This window comes from Nostoc sp. 'Peltigera membranacea cyanobiont' 232 (assembly GCF_002245985.1).
GTDB lineage: Bacteria > Cyanobacteriota > Cyanobacteriia > Cyanobacteriales > Nostocaceae > Nostoc.
Genome location: NZ_NOLK01000009.1, coordinates 37,514 through 62,433, shown reverse-complemented (window position 1 = coordinate 62,433; position 24,920 = coordinate 37,514). Strand labels below are relative to the sequence as shown.

The window sequence follows — 24,920 nt, the reverse complement described above, 5'->3', positions numbered from 1 at the left end:
CTTGCACCTCGGTATATTCATATTAAGTACAAATACTCCTAATTATTCTTATAACTTAGGATAGCTTGTTGCTGTTAAGTAGGCTATTTTCTTTTAAACGAACAGCATATCATTTGCGGATTCGCTCTTCATCCCCTTGAAGTCTTTTTTAGGGTAATTATTTTAGATTTTTAGCTTACAGGACTACTAATTTTATCAGTAAATACCGATCGATGAGCGGAAATTATTAATAAATCCGAAAACTCTACAATGACACTTGTATAAATCTCGGTGACAATCTGAGCAAAAGAGGATAACAAGATGCCCGAAAGTAAATCAAAGTTTTTCATTCCTGCTGTTGGCGCTGCTCTAGTTGTAGTAGGAAGTATAGCGGCTTACATGTATTTTAAAGGCCCATCAGGAGGTAGCTCAGATGCTCTCGGTAGTGCGAAATTAGTACCTTCAACAGCATTGATGGCAACTTATATTACTACCGATCCTCAAGCTTGGGCAAAGTTACAGCAGTTTGGCACTCCAGAAGCACAAAAGTTAGTTGCAAAAGGTCTAGAAGATTTCAATAAGCAAATGTTCAGTGACGGGAATGTTTCTTATGAAAAAGACATAAAGCCTTGGGTTGGTGGTGTGATGATTGCTGTACTACCACCGAACCCCGTGAAACCGGCACAGTTCAAAGTGCCCTCTGGGACACCGAATGTACCAACAAATTTACAGCAGGAATCAAATATCCTGATAGTGGTGGGAATCAAGGATAAACTCAGTGCTTTGAATTTTGCTAATAAATTGAAGTCACAAAAAGGGGGGAAATTCCAGGAATCTGACTATCAAGGTCAAAAAATTATCGAAACTACAGAAAAGGGTAAGCCGACATATAGCGTAGTTTTAAATAATAGTTACTTGGTATTAGCCCCCGAAAAGCAAGCTGTAGAAAAAGCAATTGACACCTTTAAGGGACAGTCTTCTTTTGCCAGTAAAGAAGGTGCAAGCAGCATTCTCAGCAAAGGAGTGGATGTTAAAAACAGCCTCGCCCAAATTTATGTACCAGACTATGCAGGTATGGTACAGCAATTAGCAGCCGGAAGTCAGCAGGCAAAGCAGTTACCTCCACAAGCCTTGGCGCAACTGAAGCAGATAAAATCTGTGGTGGCGGGTGTTGGTGTTGATGATGCGGGAGTGCGGGTAAAAGCGATCGCTAATTTAGATCCGCAACTTAATAAATTCCAATATCAATCAAGTCCGGGAAATATAGTCGGGCAATTTCCTGTTGATACCTTTGCTCTAATTAGCGGAAATGGCATCAGCCGTGGCTGGGAAATCTTAGTAGAACAGTCAAAAGATTATCCAGAAATGAAGCAAGCCCTGGAACAAGCGCGAGGACAACTAAAAGTTGTCAATATTGACCTAGATAAGGATATTTTTGGCTGGATGAATGGGGAATTTGCCTTTGGTGCGATTCCATCGAATCAAGGAGTGTTAGCCAGCGTTGGTTTTGGAGGTGCTTTAGTATTTGACACTAGCGATCGCAAAACGGCCGAAGCCACCTTGACAAAATTGGATACCCTCGCCAAAACTCAACAAATCAACATCGCCAATAGAATGATCGGTGGTAAAGATGTAACTGAATGGCAAATCCCCAAACAGGGAACTTTATTGGCGCATGGTTGGCTGGATCGAGACACTGTATTTGTGGCTGTTGGTGGCCCAGTTGCTGATGCGATTAGCGATCGCAAGAATTCATCTCTCGATAATAGCGACGCTTTCAAAGCCGTTACTGGTTCTTTGCACAAACCCAACGGCGGCTATTTCTATCTGGATATGGATAAAACTAAAACTGTGCCCTCGATCAATAGTTTAGTTTCATCCGATCCCAATACCATCACCATCCTTAATTCCATTCGTGGTCTTGGTTTTACCGCTAATAGCCCCGATAAATCCACTAGTGAATTAGAGATGTTGTTAGCTCTCAAGCCTAAAACTGCAAAATAGGGGATTGAGTATGGGACAATTCAATTTTAGATTTTGGATTGACGTGACGATAGCGTAGCCTAAAGCCTTCTCTATGAGAGGCTTTGCCAACGGCATAGCCTGGCTTAGAGCAAGCGACAGGAGGCAAACTGCCGTTATAAAATTCAATTCATTTCTAGACTGCCTCCAGCAAGTATGTCATAAGTAGAAAAGGCTGTTAAATGCAAACTGATTTATGACTGCTGCTGTAAAAAATACTCCTGGCTTCGCTTCCCGCTTGGTAAATGGCGTACTGGCAATCAAGCCTTTAGCCAACCTAGCCAAACATCAAGCCCGTCAAATGATGATTAAACGTGCTGAGAAAATTGGCGTACCTTGGACGCAAGAAGTCGAGACACTACAGGCGCGTGATTGGAAGGCCGATCTAGCTCAGGTACAAAATCCTGAGCTTTCCTACCCAGAATACTATTTGCGGCCATTCCATGCCTACGAAGACGGAGACCTCAGTTGGAAAGCTGCTTGGGAGCTAGAAGTTGCTGCTCGTACCGTCCATGCTGGAATTTGGCAGGATGCTGGAGCGGAAGGAGATGCTAAACTGCGCCAAAGTTACCACGATATCCTAAAAAGCCAAATCCCCAATCAACCCCAAGACATTTTAGACTTGGCGTGTGCTGTAGGTTTGAGTACCTTTTCCATGCAGGAAATTTATCCCCATTCCCAAATCACAGGCTTGGACTTATCTCCCTACTTCTTAGCTGTTGCCAATTACCGCGCCCAACAACGTCAAGCTAAAATTAATTGGCTTCATGCCCAAGCTGAATCTACTGGGCTACCAGATGCTTCATTTGATTTAGTCTCAATTTTCCTGATGTGTCACGAGTTACCCCAGTCAGCAACCCGACAGATTTTTGCTGAAATGCGGCGCATGCTGCGTCCAGGTGGCTACTTGGCAATCATGGACATGAATCCTAATTCTGAAGTCTACCAGAAAATGCCAGCCTACATTTTGACGTTGCTCAAAAGTACTGAACCGTATTTAGATGAATATTTTGCTTTGGACATTGAGCAAGCTATTGTTGAAGCAGGTTTCCAAACTCCCACTATTACCAACAATACCCACCGTCACCGCACAGTAATTGCTCAGGTGAGTGGTTGATTTTTCTTTACTGCTGTGGGCAGTAATACCACCCTTGCTGCTGCTAGCCTACTACTACTATCGAGTCCCATTTGCCCCACCTCTGTTAACGTTACTGATGTTCTTTAGCATTGGGGCAATATCTGGTCTTTTAGCACTTAGACTCGAATCGAATTTTGAAACTGTAGCCAATTGGATTGTAGATTGGGAACGGTTCGAGCGATCGCTTCCTGGTGCAATCTTGCGGCAGCTTGTGGAAGTAGGTCTAATTGAAGAAGGCTGCAAGTTAGCAGGGGTTCTTGTGCCAACCTACTATTTGCAACGCACGTATCGATTACTTCCCTCAACCGTTTTCCTCTTCACCATAGCCGTTGCCCTTGGATTCACTGCCGAAGAGAACTGGATTTACCTTTTTAACGATACAGCATCAATTCCTGGCCGTACTATCAGCACGCCAGTTCATGCCATGTTCTCTGCGCCTTGGGGATATGCCTTGGCAATGTATATTTCGTCTAAAAATCGGTTAAATCAAGACAGGAAGTTAATTTTTACGGCTTGGCTGAATTCTGTAATCTGTCATGCCCTAGTTAATATTCTATCTATTGCTTGCGGTTACTCACTAGCGCTATGTTTCCTTCCTTATGGTTTATTTCCGTTTCTATTGTGGATGTTTTGGCGACTAGAACAATTACTGCGAAAAGTGCAAGGTAAACCAGTAATTACCCTGATTTCAGCCCGTACACCCCAGCGCCGTTACTGGCAAAGGAGTTTAGCGCTTTTTGCCCTCGTGCTGGGTGGAAATGCTATTTTTGGGCTGTTTCTCTTAGCCAATAAAATTAGTCCTTTGAGTCCGTCAAAGCTTTTTGACAGTTATATTTTGTGGTTTATATTTAGTCGCTTTTTGCTAAATCTCTTTTTTGGAGTTTTAGCTTGGGGCATTTATCGCTATTTGCGACATTCCGCCCGTCGCCGCTATTTTTAAAATATGATTTAAGAAAATGCTAGGGGGTTTCTATGCAAACAACTCCAGTGCGTTGGACGACAGATGACCTAGAGCTATTTGCTGGCGATCGCAGAAATCGCTATGAGATTATTGATGGAGAACTATTTGTGACTAAAGCACCTCACTGGGATCATCAATCGAGTTGTGGCAATATTGTTACAGTTCTTAATATTTGGTCAGATGAAACTGGTTTAGGTAAAGCTGCGATCGCACCTGGAATCATTTTCTCAGATGCTGACAATGTGATCCCTGATGTGGTGTGGGCAAGTCATGAACGTTTAAAAAACTTGCTAGATGAAGCTGGACACCTTACGGGCGCACCAGAGTTAGTCGTAGAGGTTCTGTCACCCGGCGAAAAAAACGAGAAACGCGACAGGGAAACAAAGCTAAAGCTGTACTCGGTGCAAGGGGTTCAAGAATATTGGATTTGCGATTCTATACAAAAGAAAGTTGAAGTTTATCGTCGTGAGCAAGCTGCATTAAAGTTAGCAGCTACCTTATTTAGTCAAGATGAATTGACAAGTCCTTTACTACCTGGTTTCACCTGCTTAGTGAGTAAACTTTTTTAGCTGGATGGGGCATTGGGCATTAGATTATTTCCCTTCTGCACCTTTGCCTCTTGTCTCCCCAATTCCCAGTTCCCAATTCCCAGTTCCCAATCCCCAATCCCCAATCCCTACAGCTAAACCCGTGCTAATACTGGCTGATTCACGCCTGCACTGACTGAATCAGATTCTGACTCTGTGCAGTAGATTTCGCAGGAGTTATTAGGACTTTCAATCAATTTCACCTTGTAAAGTTTAGCTCCCAATTCAAGAATTGGCGATCGCAGCAAATTACTAATGTAAAGTGCGATATTCTCAGCAGTGGGCACAATTTCGGCAAAGTAAGGAATGTCTTTGTTTAAAAAGGTGTGATCGAATGGTTCAACTACATAATCTTCTACCACTTGATTCAAACCCCCTAAATCAACAATCATGCCAGTGCGTGGGTCAATTTCACCTTTGACAGTGACTTCTAGATGATAGTTGTGTCCGTGACCGTGAGGACGGGCGCACTTACCATAAATCTCAGTATTTTCTTCGTTACTAAGATTAGGATGAGCTAGCCGATGGGCGGCGCTAAAGTGAGTACTGATAGTGAGGTATGCTTCCATTGTGTTTCCCATATAATCTGCCCAAAGTTCAGGATGTTCAAATAACTGCACACGGACTAAAGGCAAGTGCGGTACTAGCCGTTGCCAAATAATCCGTGCAATATTCTCAGTGGTGGGTAAAGTTTGCTGAAATTCTGCCCAGACATCGTTGATATAAGAGAAATCCAATTGACTGGTAACTTCTCTTTTGATTACGTGTTTCACATCAGACAAGTTAAGTACCATACCATATTCATCCAATTCCCCGGCAAGGGAGATAAATAAGACATAGTTATGTCCGTGTCCAGGAAATCTAGAACCAGCACCAAATTTTTCAATATTCTCGGCTTCACTCAGTTCTGGCAACCAATAGCGATGACTTGCTGAAAACTGGGCGCGGCGATTGACTATACATTGCATGAGTACACTATGAGCAGAATTTAAAATTTCTTAATCTTTTTCTGTATCCAGCATAAACTAATTTCTTTGTCAGTTATCATTAGTCATTTGTTATTTGACCATGCCCCATGCCCAATAACTACATAACAGACGCTTGCGCTTCACAGTGTAATCTTGTCGCTATGCGGAATAATTCTTGACCTGTATGTAAATAACGCTCATCGTAGCTCAAAGGAAAATAAGCGAATTCGTCAAGTCCATCTGCTACTTGATTGAGGCTGTAATAGAGGTTAGCCGCAGTCCCTGCTAAATTAGAGGGATTCGGCAGAGATCGAAAAATAATTTGTGCCTGCTTGAGGTCATCTCGACAGGTTTGTAAGTATTCCTGAAATTCATCTAACAACTCATCATCAAAAGGATCGGCAGCTAATTGCTCTATTTGCTCCTCTAGAGAATAGAGAATACCAAAAAGCAGATGATTGACTGGTTGATAAACTCGACGCAGCCATTCTTCAACTTGCTCGTCAGCTTCCCGTCCTGTTTTTCGTTTTGTCTGGTAATGCTTTTGTGCTGATGCTGTACGCTGTTGGCGATCGCTATTTAATTTTTGAGAGTCATCTTGCAGTTGTTGGTCATAATTGCGGCGATTATGCTTATCGCCTAAGACTTCATAAGCTGCATTGATGAGAATAATCTGCTCGCGATCGGCTGTATCCTGATTACTGTCAGGATGAAACAACTTAACCAAGCGGCGATAAGCTTGCTTAATCTCCGCAAGGCTTGCACTTGGACTAACTTTGAGAGTTTCGTAATGGTTAGAAACCTGTTTAGAATTGACCATTAATTCAATTTATCGTTAGCTGATGCTAGCGGCTAACCTTGCATCCAGGTCTTGGAACAACGGTGTACTCAAATACCTCTCACCAAAACTAGGCTGAATCATCACAATTAAACGCCCTTTGTTTTCTTGACGTTGAGCAACGCGAATTGCTGCACATAAAGCGGCTCCACTGGAAATACCAGATAGTAGCCCTTCTTCTTTTGCCAAACGCCGACTATAGGCGATCGCTTCTTCATCGGTGACTGTAATCACTTCATCAATCAATTTTATCTTAAGAACTTGCGGAATAAACCCAGCACCAATTCCTTGGATTTTGTGTGGCCCTGGTCTTCCCCCAGATAAAACTGGGCTATTGGCTGGTTCAACAGCGATCGCCTTAGAACTAGGTTTGCGTGCTTTAATTACTTCTGCCACACCAGCGATCGTACCACCAGTACCTACCCCAGCTACGATTATATCTACTTGTCCATCGGTATCTTCCCAGATTTCTAGGGCTGTAGTTTCCCGATGCACTTTTGAATTGGCTGGATTGCGGAACTGCTGCAACATATAAGTATTTGGCGTAGTATTAACTATTTGTTGCGATCGGACAATTGCCCCACTCATGCCTTCCATTCCTGGCGTTAGTTCCAATTCTGCTCCATAAGCCCGCAACATTGCCCGACGCTCCCCACTCATTGTCTCTGGCATTGTCAAAATTAAGCGATAACCCTTAGCTGCTGCTACCATTGCTAGGGCAATTCCTGTGTTTCCAGAAGTGGGTTCTACCAATATTGTCTTTCCAGGAGTAATCAGCCCCTCCTCTTCCGCGGCGTTAATCATACTGACCCCAATCCGGTCTTTGACCGATGCCGATGGGTTCATACTTTCTAGTTTCACCAAAATTTCAGCAACACATCCTTCTGTTTGGGGAATGCGGTTCAACTGTACTAAGGGTGTACGACCAACCAGTTCTGTAATGTTACAAGCAATTCGCATAATTATAGTCCTCAGTTACTTAGTCAAGAGTCATTTGTCATTGATGAGTCCAGTCCTGTTTGGCTTTGCATTTCCCGCAAGGTCGGCGGGTTTCCTAACAACCGTGAACTGACGTTAGCAATAAATGAGAATATTACCCATAAGATGTTTTAAAAGTATTATTGCTAACACTAAAATCTCGAAAACCTAACCCCCAGCCCCCCTACATATAAAACCCGCCACAATTGATAACTCTTAACTGAAAAATCTTAACTGTACTGACAACTCCTAACTTCTCTATTATACTCCGGTTGATTACTGGAGTTTATCTATTGCTGCTAGTGAAAACAAAAAACCCCGCCTGATGGCGGGGACGAATAGGTTCAAAATTGTCAGTAGATAGTCAACACTTTAGAAAGTGAAAGTTGTTCTGAGCGTACCGATAATTGCATCGTCGTTAGCGCTGCTCTGACCAGGAGAGGTCAACCAAATTACACCAGGGGTAACTGAGATGTTATCAGACACACGATACTTGTAGAAACCTTCAAAGTGATATGGTACATTATTACCAACAAAACCTGGTCGGTTAAAGGAATAGGGTTCTGCACCAGCAAAAACACCTAAAACGTTACCCTTTTTACCGAAATCAGGTAAGGCTACCCCAAGACCATAGCTCCAAGCTTCATAATCATCACCTGCACCAACACCTGTGACATCATGATAAGAAACGAAGCCACTAATTGACAGCTTGTCGCTGGGTCTAAAGGCAGCCGACACACCGTAGGAATTACTTGAAGATGGGCTTACAGTATTTGTTGTACCATTACCTAAAAAGTTAGCTTGTCCAGTGCCTACATCAAAAGCTCCAACTGTTCCCTGTGAACCAGAGTCGAATAAAGCACCACTTGCGCTATATCCGTGAACGTAGGTAGCAGCTAAAGCCAAGCGATCGCCAACACTAAAGTTCAACTGTCCTAAAGCGGCATAGTCACCATTGGTTAGACCTTGACTAAGACCAGGATTATTAGCTTGAGATGCCAAGTAACCCGCTGTGATTGAGCTATTTCCTAAGATGCCGCCACCTTTACCAAGTGGGAGATTGAGCGCTATACCTGCACCGCCACCAATCCGATAGATGGGACTTTCAGAAGCAAAGGTAGATAAAGCACCGTTACCGCCATCAGTGTTATCAAAAAAGTAAGGGTTGTTGACAGCAGCATAATGGCTGTGTCGTCCACCACTGGCCGCCAAGTACACATTGGCTGGGCCTATGGGAACTTCATAAGTCAAGCGGTCTATGGTGACAGCATTGCCACCAGTATTACCAACTTGGAATGTTTGTGTACCTTCAGCACCACTATTAATACCATCTATTGCAAAGGGTTGTGCATTCCCTGCTGCTAGACGGGTGTGTAAAACGTCTCTACCCGTGAAGCTGGTTTGCAAGTCTAAACGTACCCGATCTTGGAAGACAGTATTATTGTTGTCACCATTCCTACCTCCAAACACATCAGTAACACCAAAAACGGCTTCACCGACTAGTTTGGTGGTGGTGGAGAACTGATTCGCTTCCAATTCAGCAGTCCGCGCTTCTAGGGAATCTACGCGACCGCGTAGAGTTGCCAATTCTGCGGAAAATTCTTCTTGTAAACGTTGTAGGGTCGCTAAATCTTGTTTAGTCACCAAGTCAGCTGTTGCTGTGGCAATCAATTCGTTAACCCGATCCAAACAAGCATTCAAACCAGCAGCAAATTCATAACGGGTCAAAGCACGGTTGCCGCGATAAGTAGCATTTGGGTAACCTGCAATACAACCATAGCGCTCAACCAAGGACTGCAATGCTTGGAATGCCCAGTCAGTGGGTTGGACATCGGAAAATTGAGAAACCGATGTTACTTGAGACTGAGAGTTATTTTGGTTGCCTTCGTTGCTGTAGCGGTTAACTTGATCTATCGTTGTTTGAGCCAATATTTCTGGCTGTTGGGCAACTTCAGCTACAGTTGGTTGTTTCGCTGGTGATACTTCAGTGGCTGTGTTTGGAGCCGCGATCGCTGTTGTCGAAACTAACAATGTTGCTCCCAAAACTGCTGGGCTAACCACTAAGGATTTCCATAAGAGATTAGACATCTTTTCTTTACTCCTCACACCTTGTTTAGATAATTGGTTTCGTTCCACCTAATTCCCGAAAATGCCACATCTCATTGAAACCTATGGATGAGGCATAATTGCCATTACTACAATTCTAGTTTTTGCAAAGCTAATAAACGATTAACTTAGGGTTAAAAACTGATGTGATTAACTTATGCAAAAACATATCTTTATATCATAACATTATAAAACATCTGATCTAGATGGCAAGATTGGAGCGATCGGCTTAATAACTGTCACACATGGTTATCTAAATCTCTAAGCAGGGAGTAGGGTTTAGGGAATCTGCTCCTCACTTGGCTAAATTGCTGAAAGCGCTAGATACTTAGCAGTTTGTAACCAAAATTACTTCTCACACTTAGCCAAGCAGAAATTGCACACTAATTAAAATACACTAGCTTGGCTGTAAAAATGTAGCAAAGCCTTTCTGCTCGGCTATTCGCCTGGTATTGTTGGAATAAAAACAAAATCAGGAATCAAGGTTTTTGAAATCCGCGTACTCCAAAGAAAAACCTGTAACATTACTCTCAATCAATTTACGGGCTACTTTTCCTTCATAAGTAAAGATAGGCGGCTTTTGTCTTTGTTATGGTTACTTCCAGTTTCCTGGTACAAGATGTCAGAAGAAATTACTTATTTAATTTGCGAAATCACCTGCGCTACATCAAAGTCTGTCTGCGTTAGCCCACCTGCATCATGTGAAGTAAGTGTAATTTTCACTTTGTTGTAGGAAATCTCTATATCTGGATGATGTCCTGCTGACTCAGCCGGTTCCACCAGTTTATTGACAAACTCAATTGCTTGGATAAAATCCTTGAATGTGCGGGTAATATGCAACTTGGAGTCTTCAACAGTCCAACCTGACAGAACCTTTGCATGTTCTTGGATTTCCGCTTTAGTGAGTAGTTGTGCCATGTCAAAAAATTCCTAAGCTATGTTATAGTTACTCAGTTTTGCATTTAACATAAAAAACCCCATTTAATTTTCCACATATATCCACATATATTATGAAGACAAACTAATGCTTCATACATGTGTGTATATTTAAATCAGGCTTGGTAAATAAATGCTTTAGCTCACATCTGGTCATACTCCAAGGTTTGATGCAAGATATTTTTATTTTTAAGAAAACTTAAACGCATTGGGTTTACCCGCCGCAGGTTTCGCTATCTAAGTTTTCAAAAGTCACCCTTAAAAAACTATCCGCTCTGATTTAGATCGGACGATCTAAATCAGAGCGGTCTAGCGGGTCTTCAGGTTGCAACCAGACTGCCGGAAGGAACTCCGAGCTTGCCTAGCTACTTGAGCTAACTTAGTATCTCAAAGATAACTAAGGCTAACTTTTAGAGAACAGCCCCGGCACACAGCCGGCTAACTGCAACCTGATGACCCATGGTTTTACTACTTTCTATCATGGGCATCACCTCCTTATTGCCTAAGCGGTCTTAGTTTCAAAAGGGCAGAGCTTTTACTCTGGGTTTATAACCTTCATCTAACATAACATATAAATTTAGAGATATTAACCATATAAAAAAAAATCTCCCGCCTTTTGGTGGGAGATGACTGGAGAATGGGGAATGTTGACACTTTATTGACTTATGCCAAGAAGATTATTTAATCTGGCTGATGTCAAGTTTGGGTAACCACAACCTTGATTCAAGTCATGGTCAGCTTTTAATATTAGAGAGCGTTACCGCGAGGTAGAACTNTCCTCAGGGAATACAAATTGTTCGTGGGGTTGATCTTGAGGAGCCATCCAAGCGCGGATACCCTCGTTCAGCAAAATGTTTTTGGTATAGAAGGTTTCAAACTCAGGGTCTTCCGCCGCCCGTAATTCTTGGGAAACGAAATCATAAGCCCGCAGGTTGAGTGCTAAACCGACGATGCCGACGGCACTCATCCATAAACCTGTAACTGGCACGAACAACATGAAGAAGTGCAACCAGCGTTTGTTGGAGAAAGCAATCCCGAAAATCTGTGACCAGAATCGGTTTGCTGTCACCATTGAATAGGTTTCTTCAGACTGGGTTGGATTGAAGGCGCGGAAGGTGTTAGCTCCATCACCGTCTTCAAACAAGGTATTTTCCACTGTGGCTCCGTGAATAGCACACAATAATGCACCACCCAATACACCAGCAACACCCATCATGTGGAAGGGGTTGAGTGTCCAGTTATGGAAGCCTTGCAGGAATAGCAGGAACCGGAAAATTGCCGCTACGCCAAAGCTGGGTGCAAAGAACCAGCTTGATTGTCCCAAGGGGTACATCAGAAATACGCTGACGAATACCGCAATGGGAGCAGAGAAGGCGAGGGCGTTATAAGGACGGATACCTACTAGACGGGCAATTTCAAATTGCCGCAACATGAAGCCAATCAAACCGAAGGCTCCGTGTAGGGCAACGAATGGCCACAAGCCACCCAGTTGGAACCAACGGGTGAGGTCGCCTTGGGCTTCTGGGCCCCACAACAGTAATAGGGAATGTCCCATGCTGTCGGCGGGGGTGGATACTGCCACTGTCAAAAAGTTCGCACCNTCTAGGTAGGAGGAGGCTAATCCGTGGGTATACCAAGAGGTGACGAAGGTGGTGCCGGTCAGCCAACCGCCTAGTGCTAGGAAGGCGCAGGGGAACAATAGTATCCCTGACCAACCTACGAATACGAAGCGATCGCGCTTGAGCCAGTCGTCTAGAACGTCAAACCACCCTCTACTGGGCGCACGTCCAACTGCGATGGTCATTAGAGCAAATCTCCAAATGTTTATAAGTACAGGTTGTATCTGTATTATAGATGGCTATATAAAAGCCTTCCATAAGCAGAAAGTTAACCGGGTTGTTAACCAAGTTTACAATTTTTTACATACCTTTAATCATATTAGGTGTAAATCGCTAATTTTTCTAGGGGTTTTGTCATAAAAATTAATTTTTGATCCAGATGAGGTAGATAAGCCAAAGGAACAGGGAGTAAAGAAATAATTTTAATTTTCCCCCTTGCCCCCAGCTAAGTGCCCCTCAGCCTCTTCCAATGCCCATTTCCCTAGAATCAGTCAGCTGACGCTAAAATGAGTCCACAGTTAAATTTGATTATTGCTAAATGTTTACCATCGATTTAAGCATCAGAAACACTGCTTTCCCTATCTCAGTACAACGTAAGTCAGCTGAGGATGCTGAGGCTGTGTATCAGCTAATTTTGGCAGCCATCCGTTCTGGGAATCCTGACATTGTAGAACTCAAGTGTGAGGGCAAGACAGAGAAAAAAATTGCTGTCCGCGCTAGTGAAATTTCTGGGGTGCAGATTGTTCAGAAAGATGGTACAACCCCTGGTGGTGGCAGACCACCTGGCTTTTTCGCTGTAGCTGCTGAGTAACCAAGGTTGACAAATGGCTCAAGTGGGCATTGAGGTCAAGGATTTAAATTTCAGTTGGCCAAATGGAGAGAAAGTTATCAAATCTTGCTCTTTAGAAGTACCCAAGGGTGAGTTTTGGATGCTCTTGGGTACAAATGGCAGTGGAAAATCAACGTTACTGAGACTGCTGGCCGGGTTATTAGCTGCTGAATCTGGCGAAATTCGGGTTTTGCACCCCGTTGGCTTTGTCTTCCAAAATCCAGATCATCAACTGGTGATGCCAACGGTTGGTGCTGATGTGGCTTTTGGATTGGTGGAAGAAAAGTTGCCACCTGCTGCCACTAGAGCCAGGGTTGAGGAGGCGCTAGGGGCGGTGAATTTGCTTACCCTGCAACGACGACCTATTTATGCACTCTCTGGGGGACAGAAACAACGAGTGGCGATCGCAGGTGCGATCGCCCGTCGCTGTGAAGTCTTATTATTAGATGAACCTACTGCCTTACTAGATCCAGATAGCCAGTTGGATTTAGTTGCTAGTGTCCGTCGCCTTGTTAAAAGTAGAGGGATCACAGCCCTGTGGGTAACACATCGATTAGACGAGTTAAATTACTGTGACGGCGCTTTTTTGCTAGAAAAAGGCTCTCTGGTAGATAGAGGTGAAGCCCAACGTCTCAAACAACGTCTGATGGAGGTACACAGCGAAGCCTCTTAATTAAGTGCTGAGGGCTATGGGCTGAGTAAAGTAAAAAGTACTTAGGCTTTTGAAAGCCTAAGTACTTTTTACTTTACAGGTGGTCTTTTAACTCAGTACTATTGATTTTCGCCACTACTTAAAAAGAACTGCAACGCGCCTTTTAAACTAAGGCGCGTTTTAAGTTGGTACGTCTATCTTAGGTTTGAGTTTTGTCAAGCTACCGTATTTTTTATTCTATGTAGCATAGTGTTACAGACAATGCATCAATTATTATAAAACTTATGAATGAATTTTGTTAACTCTAGAAAATTGTGATTAAAAACCATGTCCCGTTCCTTACTCCAAGCCGTTTTGTTAGTGGACGGCTACAATATAATAGGCGCTTGGCCTTGCCTTAAAAAAACGCGTGATAGCGTTGGATTAGAGGCCGCACGGGGCGAACTTGTGGAAGCAATGACTGGTTATAGTGCATTTCAAGGTTATGCAACTCAGATAGTTTTTGATGCCCAATATCAGAACACCTCTAGTAATAAAGAAATAATTACTGAGCTTTTATCTGTTTATTACACTGATTTTGGGCAGACCGCAGATACTTATATTGAAAAATCTTGTGCTTCTTTTCGCCACCAAATAGCCCAATCTTTGATTTCTCGTGTGATTGTTGCTACATCAGATCGGGCGCAGCAGTTGATGATACAGGGGTATGGGGCTGAATGGTTGTCGGCACAACAACTCTGTGGGGAAGTTGAAGCTACCGTCTGCCGGATGCGACAGAAGTATCATACCCGTAAACAATCAAAGAGTAGGTTTTTAGCTAATGCTATTGATGCTAAGGCACGGCAGCGTTTGGCTGAGTTACGAATGGGATTATAGTAGATATTTGGTATTTAAGAGTCTCTGCTTAAGTTTCTGAATGGATTTTGGCTGCAAAAATTATCTAATTATTAAGCATCTTAAAAAATATTGGCGAAAGTACTTGCCAAATACTATTTTTAGCCCTAAGATTATAAATCGTGAGTGGTCCTCAGTAGCTCAGTGGTAGAGCGATCGACTGTTAATCGATTGGTCGCTGGTTCGAATCCGGCCTGGGGAGTTTATGAATTTTGGATTCTAGATTATTTTTCAGAGATTTCTGGTCGCTTGACTGGACTGTGACGTTTCTGAATCATGGGTCTTTTGGTGCTTGTCCTAAACAAGTGTTGGAATTTAAACAAAATTTGCGTAGACGCATTAGCGAAGCGGTAGCGACGAAGGAGCGTCAGCGGCTTGTCGTTAGACATCGCAGTTAGAACATCAACCTGTACGCTTTTTTGGTAGGGAGTGGGAACCTTACTAGACGATGCGAAAAGTAAGCTAGCGGCGTTTTTAGGTGCTGATGTCCACAATTTAGTATTTGTCCCTAATGCGACGACTGGCGTTAATGTGGACAGAATTGATGCAGCAAAATCATCAGCTAGTGTTGCAGGGAAGACGGCTACTTTGTCAAGCGCTAGAAGTGCAGCCGCCTTGTCCAGATGAAATGATTGGTTCAATGGCAGGTTGTGCCAATGTCTGCGACTTTGGAAAACCGCGATTTCATGTCTAGACATGATGAGTTGTTTGATAAGTTTGGTATTCAAGTGCAGGTTATGCCTTGGCAGGAAAAACCTCGGCTGTTGGTAAGGATTTCAGCGCAGATTTACAATACTTTAGAGCAGTATGAATATTTGGCAAAGGTGCTAAAGGGGTAGCTCTCAGGTTAATCTAGTTTCAGAAAACTGGCGATTGCATCTCGGATGAAGGGCGATCGGCCTAAAAGTGTCAATATAGTTGGGGACAATTTGCGATCGCGGATAGCAACGCCTTGATGCTAGTGGTGGCTTCCCGTAAACAAAATAAAAATGTACTGGCCGTAAGGCCAGCCACAGAGGAGACATTGATGATATGCCCGGCTTTCTGCTATTGCAGATGTCGCAGCGCTGCGGCAATGCCGTACAGAACCCCCTTAATGTTCGCGTCGATCATCCGCATTTTTTGCCGTTTAGCGACCAGTCATTTGCTCCAATTTTTCGGGATACCGAGTCCCTTGCACCACGATCTTGGAGGCCGCATCATCAATGTCATGCAGATCGTCGGGCGTGAGTTCGACTGAGACTCCCCCGATATTTTCGTCCAAGCGATGCAGTTTCGTAGTACCAGGGATCGGAACAATCCACGGTTTCTGGGCCAGCAGCCAGGCAAGCGCAATCTGAGCAGGGGTCGCCTGCTTCTGTTCGGCGATGCTGCCAAGCAGATCGATTAAGGCTTGATTTGCCTTGAGAGCCTCCGGCGTGAAGCGGGGTAGGGTGCTGCGGAAGTCGGAACTATCGAATGTAGTGCTTTGATCCATCTTGCCAGTCAGAAAGCCCTTGCCCAACGGGCTATACGGGACAAAGCCAATTCCGAGTTCCTCAAGGGTCGGTATCACTTCCTGCTCAGGCGTTCTCGTCCACAGTGAGTATTCACTCTGGAGAGCCGTGACCGGCTGGACGGCGTGCGCGCGACGGATCGTTTGCACGCCGGCTTCAGAAAGTCCGAAGTGCTTCACCTTACCTGACTGAATAAGTTCCTTCACCGCTCCTGCCACGTCTTCGATCGGCACGTTCGGATCAACCCGGTGCTGATAGAGCAAGTCTATTGTCTCGACCTTGAGTCGCTTGAGCGAGCCCTCCACAGCTTCCTTGATATGCTCTGGTCGGCTATTCAGTCCTGGTGAACCCTTCATGCCACGGGGATCAGAATTAGGACTCAGGTCGAATCCGAATTTGGTGGCGATCGCCACTTGCCCCCGAAAAGGAGCGAGGGCTTCGCCCACAAGCTCTTCGTTCAATAACGGGCCGTAGACCTCGGCGGTGTCAAAGAATGTAACGCCGCGTTCGACGGCGGCATGAAGAAGTGCGGTCATCTCCTGTATGTCTTTGGGCGGGCCATAGGAAAAGCTCATTCCCATACAGCCGAGTCCAATGGCCGAGACTTCCAAATTACTGTTTCCAAGTTTGCGCTTTTGCATTTTTTGAACTCCTGTCTTTGAATTAAAGGTTGGAACTGTCTTACTTCAGGCTCAGACCCAGTATTGCTCGTCACTGACTTTTTCCATCCAGTCCACGGGCTTGCCGTTAAGCCATTCCTGAATGGCGATGTGCGTCATGGCTGTGGTTGCTGTAGCACCATGCCAATGCTTCTCACCCGGCGAGATCCAGATCGCATCCCCCGGCCAAATTTGCTCGTAAGCAAATTTCTTTCCAAATCAAAACTGAGTTTTCTCTTAGATAAAAATCCAGACGCTTGCAAGAAGTCGAAATCATTTTTCATTGATTTAGCTTCATTGTAAGAATCCTCAAGGGCAAGCAATAAAACGATCGTCTAAGATTGTTGTACAATCCTGCAAACTTAGAAATGAACGCTGCCAAAACGAGTGAAAAGTCCGATATCGCTTTAATGAACGACCCGCAGGCAAAGCGCGAGGTAGACAGAGCGCAAGCCCACAGAGACGAACTGACTGAGCGGATTGCACAGGCTATTCGTCATGATGGGACGATTGAGCCACTGAAAGGATTGCACTTCAACCGCTCCTCCTCACCTTCGGAATGCATTTATAGTGTCTCTATCCCTGCCTTTTGTGCGATCGCTCAGGGCAGCAAAGAAGTTCTTCTGGGTAGCGATCGCTATCAATACGACCCGATGCATTATCTGCTTGCTACGGCCGAACTGCCGATTGTCAGTCAAATTCTGGAAGCGTCAAAGGCGCAACCGTACTTTAGCCTTCGCCTCGATCTCGACCCCACCCTCGTTGGCTCAGTGATGGTCGAGGCAGGGTATCCCTCATCGCGCAGCCGTGCTGATGTGAAAGCGATTGACGTAAGTCCGTTGAATGCAAATCTGTTGGACGCTGTGGTGCGGCTCGTCAGGCTTCTAGATTCCCCTACAGAAGCTCATGTTCTCGCACCACTGATTAAGCGGGAAATCATTTACCGACTCTTGATGGGAGAGCAAGGTAATCGGCTCCGTCATATTGCAGTTCTGGGTGGCTACACCTACCACATCGCCAGAGCCATCGAGCGACTTCGTAAAGACTTTAACGAGCCACTTCGGATTGAAAGTATCGCACGAGAGCTTGGAATGAGTGTTTCGGGCTTTCACCATCACTTTAAGTCTGTCACTGCAATGAGTCCCTTACAATTCCAGAAACAACTGCGGCTACAGGAGGCTCGCCGTCTGATGCTGGGGGAAAGCCTTGACGCTAGCAGTGCTGCCTACCGAGTGGGTTATGACGATGCCTCGCACTTCAACAGGGAGTACAAGCGGCTCTTTGGTGCACCACCGATACGCGATGTGGAGCGGCTGCGAGAAGCTGCTAGGGAGACTGCTAGTTCAATATGATTACGATCTCCTCAAGATGTCCTAATCTTTCCTAATCTTGCAGAAATCGTTTCCACCCAAATATTCTTTGAACGTTTTATATTTAATCATAATCTAGCTACTTATACACTCTTTAACAAAAGTTTATTTTTATTTAGCAGTTATTTTTGACACATGTAATATTGTATTTTTCACTTAATTAAGTGGGTATAAATAAACATAATATCAAGATTCACGACTTCTATGGAAAGTCATAAATCCTTATCCTGAGCGTTTTCTGTTTAATTTAAGTTTATCTACTTACTACAATATGTAGCTGATAGAAAACATAGTTACTGAGTTGTCATCTGCTACTCAAATTTGTATATACAGGTAAATATTTATATTTATAAAAAATAAGGTTAAGAAAAGATAAAATCATCAAAAAGATGGATAATTAGTTGTAGTTTTATAAAGTATAATTAAGAAAAAGATAAACAAATCTAGGCAGTAACAAATGCTAAAACTATCTTGAACAGTATCCCAAAAAGGCAAGGTTCGAGTTGTTTTAGATAAAAAACTACTGCTAGCTTTTACCTGCAACTAACTTGTGGGTTGAGTAGAGAAACAACAATTGTAAATTTTTCAGTTGAAGAGGCAAATAAAGGCGTGGGTCAGTATCAACCTACTCAGCTAAAACTCTATAATCCAGATGCGATCGCTCGCTATTATAGTTACCGTCCCTGGCTAGCATGGGGGCGAGTGCTGAGAATTATCTCCTCTTTTGCAGGATTTATATTTAGTCTCAAGTGGGACGAATGGCTAGACAAAGTTGAGCAAAACAAGGGTAAACGAGCTATCCAGTTGCGAGAACTGCTCACCAGCCTCGGCCCGACTTTTATTAAAGTTGGTCAAGCCCTCTCCACCAGACCAGACTTAATCCGTAAAGATTTTCTAGAAGAACTGATCAAGTTACAAGATCAGTTACCACCTTTCGATAATGCGATCGCTTATCAGATTATCGAAACCGAGCTAGACCGTCCAATTCATGAAAGTTTTAGCGAACTGTCACCTCATCCAGTAGCTGCTGCTAGCTTGGGTCAAGTATACCGTGGTCGTCTGATCAGTGGCGAAGAAGTGGCAGTGAAGGTGCAACGCCCCAACTTACGCCCGATTCTCACCCGCGACCTCTACTTATTACGCTGGGGGGCGAGTTGGGTAGCTCCTTGGTTGCCCCTCAATCTCGGTCACGACCTAACTTTAATCGTGGACGAGTTTGGCACGAAGCTATTTGAAGAAATCGACTATATAAATGAAGGCCGCAACGCCGAACACTTTGCTAGCAACTTCCGCAATGACCCAGAAGTTAAAGTTCCAGGAATTTACTGGCGTTATACCAATACCCACGTTTTAACCCTGGAATGGATTAACGGCTTCAAGCTAACAGATACTCAAAGCATCCGCCAAGCAGGTTTAGACCCAGAAGCGATTATCCAAATTGGCGTTACTTCAGGATTGCAACAGTTGCTGGAACACGGCTTCTTTCATGCTGACCCCCATCCCGGTAATTTATTTGCTGTAACCGATGGTCGGATGGCTTATATTGACTTCGGTATGATGGATCAATTGGAGGAAAACACCAAAGAAACACTGGTAGATGCGCTAGTACATTTGGTGAATAAAGACTATACCGACTTAGCCGAAGACTTTGTAAAATTAGGATTTTTAACTCCAGACACGAATATTTGCCCGATAGTGCCAGCATTAGAAGCGGTGCTAGGAAACGCCATTGGCAAAAATGTCAAGGATTTTAACTTCAAAACGATTACCGATGAGTTTTCGGAACTGATGTACGAATATCCTTTCCGAGTTCCGGCGAAGTTTGCTTTAATTATTCGTTCCTTGGTGACTCAAGAAGGTATCGCCCTGAGCCTCAACCCAGATTTCAAAATTGTGGAAGTGGGTTATCCCTACATAGCGCGGCGGTTGCTGACAGGGGAATCGCCAGAATTACGGCGGCGATTATTGAATGTGTTATTCAAAGATGGTAAATTTCAGTGGCAGCGATTAGAGAATTTAATTGCGATCGCTCGTAGTGATAACAACTTTGATGTATTGCCCACAGCCCAGATGGGTTTCCAGTTTTTGATGTCAGAAGAAGGCAAGTTTCTGCGGCGACAGCTGGTGCTGGCTCTCACGGAAGATGACCGCCTCCATACTGAAGATGTCCAACGCCTGTGGAACCTGGTTAAAGATGACTTAAAACCGGATCGTTTATTAAATGTAGCGATCGGCATTTTAACAAATTTATCTAGAGAAAGTGCAGCCGCTATTCTCCCAAAATCTGCATTCCTTGAGCCTTTTACTGGAAACCAGTCAGCAAGTAAAAACTAAAAGTCTTTAATATAATCAGGAGTTTTAATGTACTATTTTCCTCTGCAACCGCCTTATTTTCTCTTACTTGTTGGCTTTTTGACAGCATTAACATCTGGTTTGGCATTATCTGGCACTTTGAAAGTAATTGTGCAGAATTGGCCAAGCGAACGAGGAGAAAATACTAAGCCACGTTCCTCACTGAAACAATTACTTGTGCCATTTATCGGCATAACTGGCGGTACTTGTCTATTTCTCTCTTCCGGTTTAGAGATATTTGGCTTTCCCTCCACCTTGGCTTTAGGAGTTGGTCTACCAATTAGCTTGTTTACTTGTTTGCTAGTTTGGTTGCAACTAGGAAGTATGATGACCTTTATAGAACGCGAAGGTATGCAATCTTTAGATTTAGATGTTTAGATTCTTTTTCTTAGATAGTAGAACGCTTCACCAACATATAAATTACTGTAAATTCTCACCACCAGCAACGATCTCTACGAAAAATGAGATCGTTAGCTAGTGGTGAATACTTGTTTTTTACTTTACTTCAACTTCATAAATTCAAGATTTAATTGCGTTAAAATTACGTATAAATACTGAAAATTGCATCAGCAGTACATCTGCCCAAGGGATAGAAACTATGAATAAAATTATACTCTCCTTTGTTTAGAACTTTGACATTGCAGATTTTTATTTAATTAGAAGGAGCGTAAAAAGCTATGAATCAAGACAAAAAAGAATTTTGTTTTTGTACTTTAGCGTGTGGTAAGAACTATCGCGATCTTGCATTGTTATTAGCAAAAGATATCAAAAAATATTCACCTAATAGTTCTTTTATTGTTTTAACTGACTCTCCTAGCGACTTTAGCCAACAGTCCAACGTTTTAGCATTTCAGCATAGACAACAAAGTGTGAAGTTTTACCATGACAAAAGATTTGCAATAGCCAAGGGTTTATCTCTGTTTAATTCATGCATATTCATTGATGCAGATATGCGAATATTGGCACCAGTTCCACAATTTCCGCAATGGATTTCAAGACCAGGAATAACGGCAAGGGGTTGTGAAAATATGCCTAAAAAGTATGCTAAGGTTCTAGCTGGTAATCCTGATGCCAAACTTTTGAAGGAGTTTCAAGTGGCGAAAAAGGCTGCTTCAAAGTTAAATCTAGAACTAGAAAATCAAGATATTAACTTTGTGTACGAATATTTATTTGCAGTTACAAAAGACTCTGGAAAGGAAATAGAATTTCTTAAACAGTGGGAAATTCTCGCATCTTATTGTGAGTTAAACGGACTCTATGACTCCGAAGGAAATGCAATAGGTTTAGCAGCTGCTAAAGCTGGTTTACCTGTAAGATGGAGTGCAATGGAGGGTATCTCTTTCTTTAAGAATAGAGTTGAATTCGTCAGAATTAAAAAGGGAGAGTCGAAAATGGAGGACATGGCAATATATTTTGAGCAACAAGCAAAGCTAGAATACCCCGAACGCTTCATTGGGAAAAGAATTATACTTAAAATCAATAAAACTCTTAAGTATTTATATAATTTCCTGCGTTTAAGAATTATAACTTTGAAAGACTTTAATTTTTATTACCGATAATTGAGCAATAAATTAGTTACAAATTCAAAAAACTTTAAGTCTAACTTTGCTTAATTATTTAGTAATTCTATCCTTAAAATTACGATAGTTAAGCTTAATATTGCTGACTTTTTGATTTAAAAAACTTGTAGTAGTATTTTGTAGACGGACTAATGGACTCTGACGCTTAAAGCTTTTGGGTTTTTGTTCTGGTGACTTTAAATATCTATAATGCAAAAACACATCTCGATATGGGATATTAACATCTTCACCAGTGCAAAGCCTCGCAAAATCTGAAGAAGATACACTCATATAGTGAATGTAAGTCAGGGGTTTTCCTTGGTCGTAAAGAATATTATCTACAACATCAAATTTAGAACTCCAGTGGTTCCCAGTCGCTGAAGTGTGAGCAGCGTAATTATAGTAAGAGATCCCACTTCGTAAAACTAAATAGTTGAGAACTGTTTGATCGGAATCTGCCCACGCTAGTGCATCAGCTTCGCCTGCTTCTAACTTTTCTAGTAAGTTTGCTAGCATTACATCATCAAACACACCCTTTTTAGAAGCAAACCAACCGGAACAAAAAACATTATTACTAATATTTTTGAGAGAAAAAACTTTTTCTAGCTTATCTTCTGTCCAGTTAAAAATATAATCCAAATCCGACTTATATTGAAAGTCATTCGCGAGCCAATCATATTCATCCAGCTTTTGATAAACATCATCCAGTGGTTTCATTAACAACGTATCTCCGTCAAAGAAGATAAACTTGTTAAAAGGGCCATCCAGACAGCAAAGTTTTCGATGTCTTTCTACCCGATAATTCTCTGGTAAGCCATATTCTTGCCACAGTTTTAACGCTCTTGGATGAGCTTTCCAGATCCGAGTACCAAAATCTTCCCAGCGAGCTATGGAAGCATAATCTTCAAATAAGGTGACATTATCTCTAGCTGCAACCTCTGCTTTTACCTTGTCTAACCGCTCATTATATGGAATTACACAAACAGGAATCGGTCTGCCAGCATTAGCTTCTATGCTATTAAGTAAAGCAACTAGTTGGTCATAGACAACATCATTCGCTAGGATGTAAATGCCATCAATCATTGGGATACTCCTAATATTAAGTACGCGCAGCAACAAAGGGAAATAAACGGCGAGTCAGTTTGGGAATGAAAGCGAATTTGCCCTCATGGAGATAGCGATAGTGTTCCCACAATTGCCAATAGGGACTACCAGTTTTCATCCGCGTACCAGCCCAGTGGAGATATTTTAATCGTTGTCCTCGGTCATAGAGGGCGTAATCTTGCTGTTGGAAATTTTGCGAACCAGCCCAACTACCAGGCCCACCCCCAGGAATTTTAACGAGATTTCCCCGTTTAGAAATTAGTTTGAGAACAAGATAATTTAAAATTGGTTGGTCTGTAACTCCTTCAGAAAAATCGAAATATTCGCGATGCGCCGCACACTCTCGCAAAGCTTCATCCATTTGTTGTTCGGTAATAACTCCTTTTCTGGAAGCCCAAAAGCCACTGTTAAAAACGTCTTGAAGTTGGGCATCGGAAAAAATTTCCTGCTCTTTCACAAATGGGGAAAAAATATTTCGCAGCTTGTCATTGGCATGATGGTAATCACAACAGAAGAAATCGACTTCTGAAAGTTTGTCTAAATTGTCGGCGATTTTTTCAAAAACGACAATATCTGTATCAATATAGATAAACTCATCTAAAGGGCCAAACCACGCCACAAGTTTACGCATCTTATTGGGTAAGGCGAGGAAATCTCTATCAAAAATTTCTCCGATGCGTTTGGTAAATTTATCAATAAGTTCTAAATCTGGAAAAATTTGCACGTTGTGTAAGGTAGCAACCTGCTCTGCTACCTTGTGATAATCTTCATTAAATGGTATGAGATAAATGGTTACTTCTGGGTCATAATAACGAATGCTATTGAGTAAAGCGATCGCATTATCGATAACGCGATCATTAGCAACAATATAAATTCCCTTGCTCATAAATTATCCTTGGTTAATTAACTTAAATTTCCGCAAAGCTCTTGTAAGTAAATTTGGTACTGGAGCGTCATTATAATTCTTAGGAGGATTTGTAAAGACTGGAAACTTCTCTGGTTCGTGTAAGTAACGATAGTAGAGAAATAAATCTCGATAGGGAAACTCAATATTTTCTCCAGCACAGACTGCTTGATTGATCTGAGGAGGAATACCAATATAATGAAGATAAGTTAGTCGATTACCTTTGTCATAAAGAAGGTGTTCTCGTTCGTCGAAGTGCTTAGATGTAGCAGAACATCCGGTTTTTTGATTATCTGGCAGTTGCCGAGCAAAGTTATAAATAGAAAGATTTGACCTCATTACCATGTAGTTAATCAATGGTTGTTCGCCAGCACCGCCATACAAAATTTCCGCCTCACCATTTTGTAAATGGGATATTAGTAAATCTCTTTGTTCTGAGTTAAAGATTCCCCGCTTTGCACCATAGAAACCTGAGCAAAAGATTTCAGAATCTATCCGCTTTTGCTCGAAAATTTCTTGTAATTTAGGAGAATTAGCATTGAATATTTTACTAACGTCTTTAAATTGAAAATCGTAGACAACAAAATCATAAGTATCTAGCTTTTCAAACACTGTTGCTAGTGAGTTCATCACCAAGGTGTCTGCATCTAAATAGATAAACTTATCGAATGGCCCATCAAAAGCACAAAAACGACGGTGAGCGCCATACAAACGTGATTTACTACGATTCAATCGTTCTGGTGCTGCTGAGAGCATAAATTGATCCCAACGGTTGATTGATTCGCGATCGTCGTAAAGAAATACATTAGGGCGTTTAGCTATTTCATCAGCAATTCGCTGTATCCGATCGTCAAAAGGATAGATACAAACAGGAGTTTCTGAGCCTAAAATAACATCAATACTGTTGAGCAAAGCCACCAGTTGATCGAAAACATAATCATTGCCAAGGGTACAAATACCATTCATAAT

General features: G+C 42.7%; 22 protein-coding genes, 1 tRNA gene and 1 pseudogene. 13 read left to right on the top strand and 11 right to left on the bottom strand.

Going from position 1 to position 24,920, the window contains the following annotated elements; translation table 11 throughout:
• Positions 1-300: 300 nt before the first annotated feature.
• The 4 genes from CDG79_RS05105 (at position 301) to CDG79_RS05090 (ending at position 4,669) form a co-directional block, all read left to right on the top strand.
• Positions 301-1,983, top strand: coding sequence for a DUF3352 domain-containing protein (locus CDG79_RS05105; protein WP_094341162.1), 1,683 nt, complete (start codon positions 301-303; stop codon positions 1,981-1,983).
• A gap of 214 nt (positions 1,984-2,197) precedes the next feature.
• The gene (locus tag CDG79_RS05100) at positions 2,198-3,118 is read left to right on the top strand and encodes a class I SAM-dependent methyltransferase (protein ID WP_094341161.1); all 921 of its coding nucleotides are present in this window, start codon (positions 2,198-2,200) and stop codon (positions 3,116-3,118) included.
• The gene (locus tag CDG79_RS05095; protein ID WP_094341160.1) at positions 3,111-4,079 is read left to right on the top strand and encodes a PrsW family intramembrane metalloprotease; all 969 of its coding nucleotides are present in this window, start codon (positions 3,111-3,113) and stop codon (positions 4,077-4,079) included. Before CDG79_RS05100 ends, CDG79_RS05095 begins: the two co-directional genes overlap by 8 nt.
• Before the next feature lie 32 nt (positions 4,080-4,111).
• The gene (locus CDG79_RS05090; RefSeq protein ID WP_094341159.1) at positions 4,112-4,669 is read left to right on the top strand and encodes a Uma2 family endonuclease; all 558 of its coding nucleotides are present in this window, start codon (positions 4,112-4,114) and stop codon (positions 4,667-4,669) included.
• Positions 4,670-4,782: 113 nt separating this feature from the next.
• Here CDG79_RS05090 and CDG79_RS05085 read toward each other — a convergent pair whose 3' ends face one another.
• The 6 genes and pseudogenes from CDG79_RS05085 to psbD form a co-directional block, all read right to left on the bottom strand.
• Positions 4,783-5,655, bottom strand: coding sequence for a 6-carboxytetrahydropterin synthase (locus CDG79_RS05085; RefSeq protein ID WP_094341158.1), 873 nt, complete (start codon positions 5,653-5,655; stop codon positions 4,783-4,785).
• A gap of 118 nt (positions 5,656-5,773) precedes the next feature.
• Positions 5,774-6,475, bottom strand: coding sequence for a J domain-containing protein (locus CDG79_RS05080; protein WP_094341157.1), 702 nt, complete (start codon positions 6,473-6,475; stop codon positions 5,774-5,776).
• 15 nt (positions 6,476-6,490) lie between these two features.
• Complete coding sequence (gene cysK / locus CDG79_RS05075) at positions 6,491-7,453, bottom strand: cysteine synthase A (protein ID WP_094341156.1); 963 nt, start codon at positions 7,451-7,453, stop codon at positions 6,491-6,493.
• Positions 7,454-7,843: 390 nt separating this feature from the next.
• Entirely contained in the window at positions 7,844-9,559 is a 1,716-nt protein-coding gene (locus CDG79_RS05070; RefSeq protein ID WP_094341155.1) for an iron uptake porin, read from the bottom strand.
• Positions 9,560-10,213: 654 nt separating this feature from the next.
• Positions 10,214-10,495 (bottom strand): 4a-hydroxytetrahydrobiopterin dehydratase, encoded by a 282-nt coding sequence (locus tag CDG79_RS05065; protein ID WP_094341154.1) that lies wholly within the window; start codon positions 10,493-10,495, stop codon positions 10,214-10,216.
• 765 nt (positions 10,496-11,260) lie between these two features.
• A pseudogene (gene psbD, locus CDG79_RS05060) lies at positions 11,261-12,317 on the bottom strand (photosystem II D2 protein (photosystem q(a) protein)).
• 353 nt (positions 12,318-12,670) lie between these two features.
• On the opposite strand from psbD, the gene CDG79_RS05055 reads away from it, so the two are divergent.
• From CDG79_RS05055 to CDG79_RS05040, 4 genes are all read left to right on the top strand, one after another.
• Positions 12,671-12,943, top strand: a complete 273-nt coding sequence (locus CDG79_RS05055) for a hypothetical protein (protein ID WP_012410874.1) — start codon at positions 12,671-12,673, stop codon at positions 12,941-12,943.
• A 13-nt stretch (positions 12,944-12,956) separates the two neighbouring features.
• Positions 12,957-13,634, top strand: a complete 678-nt coding sequence (locus CDG79_RS05050) for an ABC transporter ATP-binding protein (protein WP_094332285.1) — start codon at positions 12,957-12,959, stop codon at positions 13,632-13,634.
• Positions 13,635-13,940: 306 nt separating this feature from the next.
• A complete protein-coding gene (locus CDG79_RS05045) occupies positions 13,941-14,489 on the top strand; it encodes an NYN domain-containing protein (protein ID WP_094332286.1) in 549 nt (182 codons plus the stop codon).
• 148 nt (positions 14,490-14,637) lie between these two features.
• Positions 14,638-14,709: transfer RNA gene (locus tag CDG79_RS05040), tRNA-Asn, on the top strand.
• Between the two features lie 22 nt (positions 14,710-14,731).
• On the opposite strand, the gene CDG79_RS43415 is transcribed toward CDG79_RS05040, so the two are convergent.
• Entirely contained in the window at positions 14,732-15,148 is a 417-nt protein-coding gene (locus CDG79_RS43415) for a hypothetical protein (RefSeq protein WP_223278015.1), read from the bottom strand.
• A 15-nt stretch (positions 15,149-15,163) separates the two neighbouring features.
• On the opposite strand from CDG79_RS43415, the gene CDG79_RS43410 reads away from it, so the two are divergent.
• On the top strand, positions 15,164-15,346 hold the full coding sequence (locus tag CDG79_RS43410; RefSeq protein WP_223278014.1) for a hypothetical protein: 183 nt from the start codon (positions 15,164-15,166) through the stop codon (positions 15,344-15,346).
• A gap of 290 nt (positions 15,347-15,636) precedes the next feature.
• Here CDG79_RS43410 and CDG79_RS05030 read toward each other — a convergent pair whose 3' ends face one another.
• Complete coding sequence (locus CDG79_RS05030; RefSeq protein WP_094341153.1) at positions 15,637-16,644, bottom strand: aldo/keto reductase; 1,008 nt, start codon at positions 16,642-16,644, stop codon at positions 15,637-15,639.
• A gap of 386 nt (positions 16,645-17,030) precedes the next feature.
• Here CDG79_RS05030 and CDG79_RS05015 point away from each other — a divergent pair, with 386 nt between their 5' ends.
• The 4 genes from CDG79_RS05015 to CDG79_RS05000 all read left to right on the top strand — a co-directional run bounded on the left by CDG79_RS05015 (position 17,031) and on the right by CDG79_RS05000 (position 21,943).
• The gene (locus tag CDG79_RS05015) at positions 17,031-18,014 is read left to right on the top strand and encodes an AraC family transcriptional regulator (protein WP_094341151.1); all 984 of its coding nucleotides are present in this window, start codon (positions 17,031-17,033) and stop codon (positions 18,012-18,014) included.
• Positions 18,015-18,641: 627 nt separating this feature from the next.
• Positions 18,642-20,366 carry an ABC1 kinase family protein gene (locus CDG79_RS05010; protein WP_094341203.1) on the top strand — a complete coding sequence of 575 codons (1,725 nt, stop codon included), beginning with the start codon at positions 18,642-18,644 and terminating at the stop codon, positions 20,364-20,366.
• Between the two features lie 27 nt (positions 20,367-20,393).
• Entirely contained in the window at positions 20,394-20,762 is a 369-nt protein-coding gene (locus tag CDG79_RS05005) for a hypothetical protein (RefSeq protein WP_094341150.1), read from the top strand.
• A 299-nt stretch (positions 20,763-21,061) separates the two neighbouring features.
• On the top strand, positions 21,062-21,943 hold the full coding sequence (locus tag CDG79_RS05000; protein WP_094341149.1) for a hypothetical protein: 882 nt from the start codon (positions 21,062-21,064) through the stop codon (positions 21,941-21,943).
• Positions 21,944-21,997: 54 nt separating this feature from the next.
• Here CDG79_RS05000 and CDG79_RS04995 read toward each other — a convergent pair whose 3' ends face one another.
• The 3 genes from CDG79_RS04995 to CDG79_RS04985 are packed head-to-tail and all read right to left on the bottom strand — an operon-like array spanning position 21,998 to position 24,917.
• Positions 21,998-23,026: an Npun_R2821/Npun_R2822 family protein gene (locus CDG79_RS04995; protein ID WP_094341148.1), complete on the bottom strand. Its 1,029-nt coding sequence runs from the start codon at positions 23,024-23,026 to the stop codon at positions 21,998-22,000.
• A gap of 16 nt (positions 23,027-23,042) precedes the next feature.
• A complete protein-coding gene (locus CDG79_RS04990; protein WP_094341147.1) occupies positions 23,043-23,933 on the bottom strand; it encodes an Npun_R2821/Npun_R2822 family protein in 891 nt (296 codons plus the stop codon).
• A 3-nt stretch (positions 23,934-23,936) separates the two neighbouring features.
• Positions 23,937-24,917 carry an Npun_R2821/Npun_R2822 family protein gene (locus CDG79_RS04985; protein WP_094341146.1) on the bottom strand — a complete coding sequence of 327 codons (981 nt, stop codon included), beginning with the start codon at positions 24,915-24,917 and terminating at the stop codon, positions 23,937-23,939.
• Positions 24,918-24,920 lie beyond the last annotated feature (3 nt).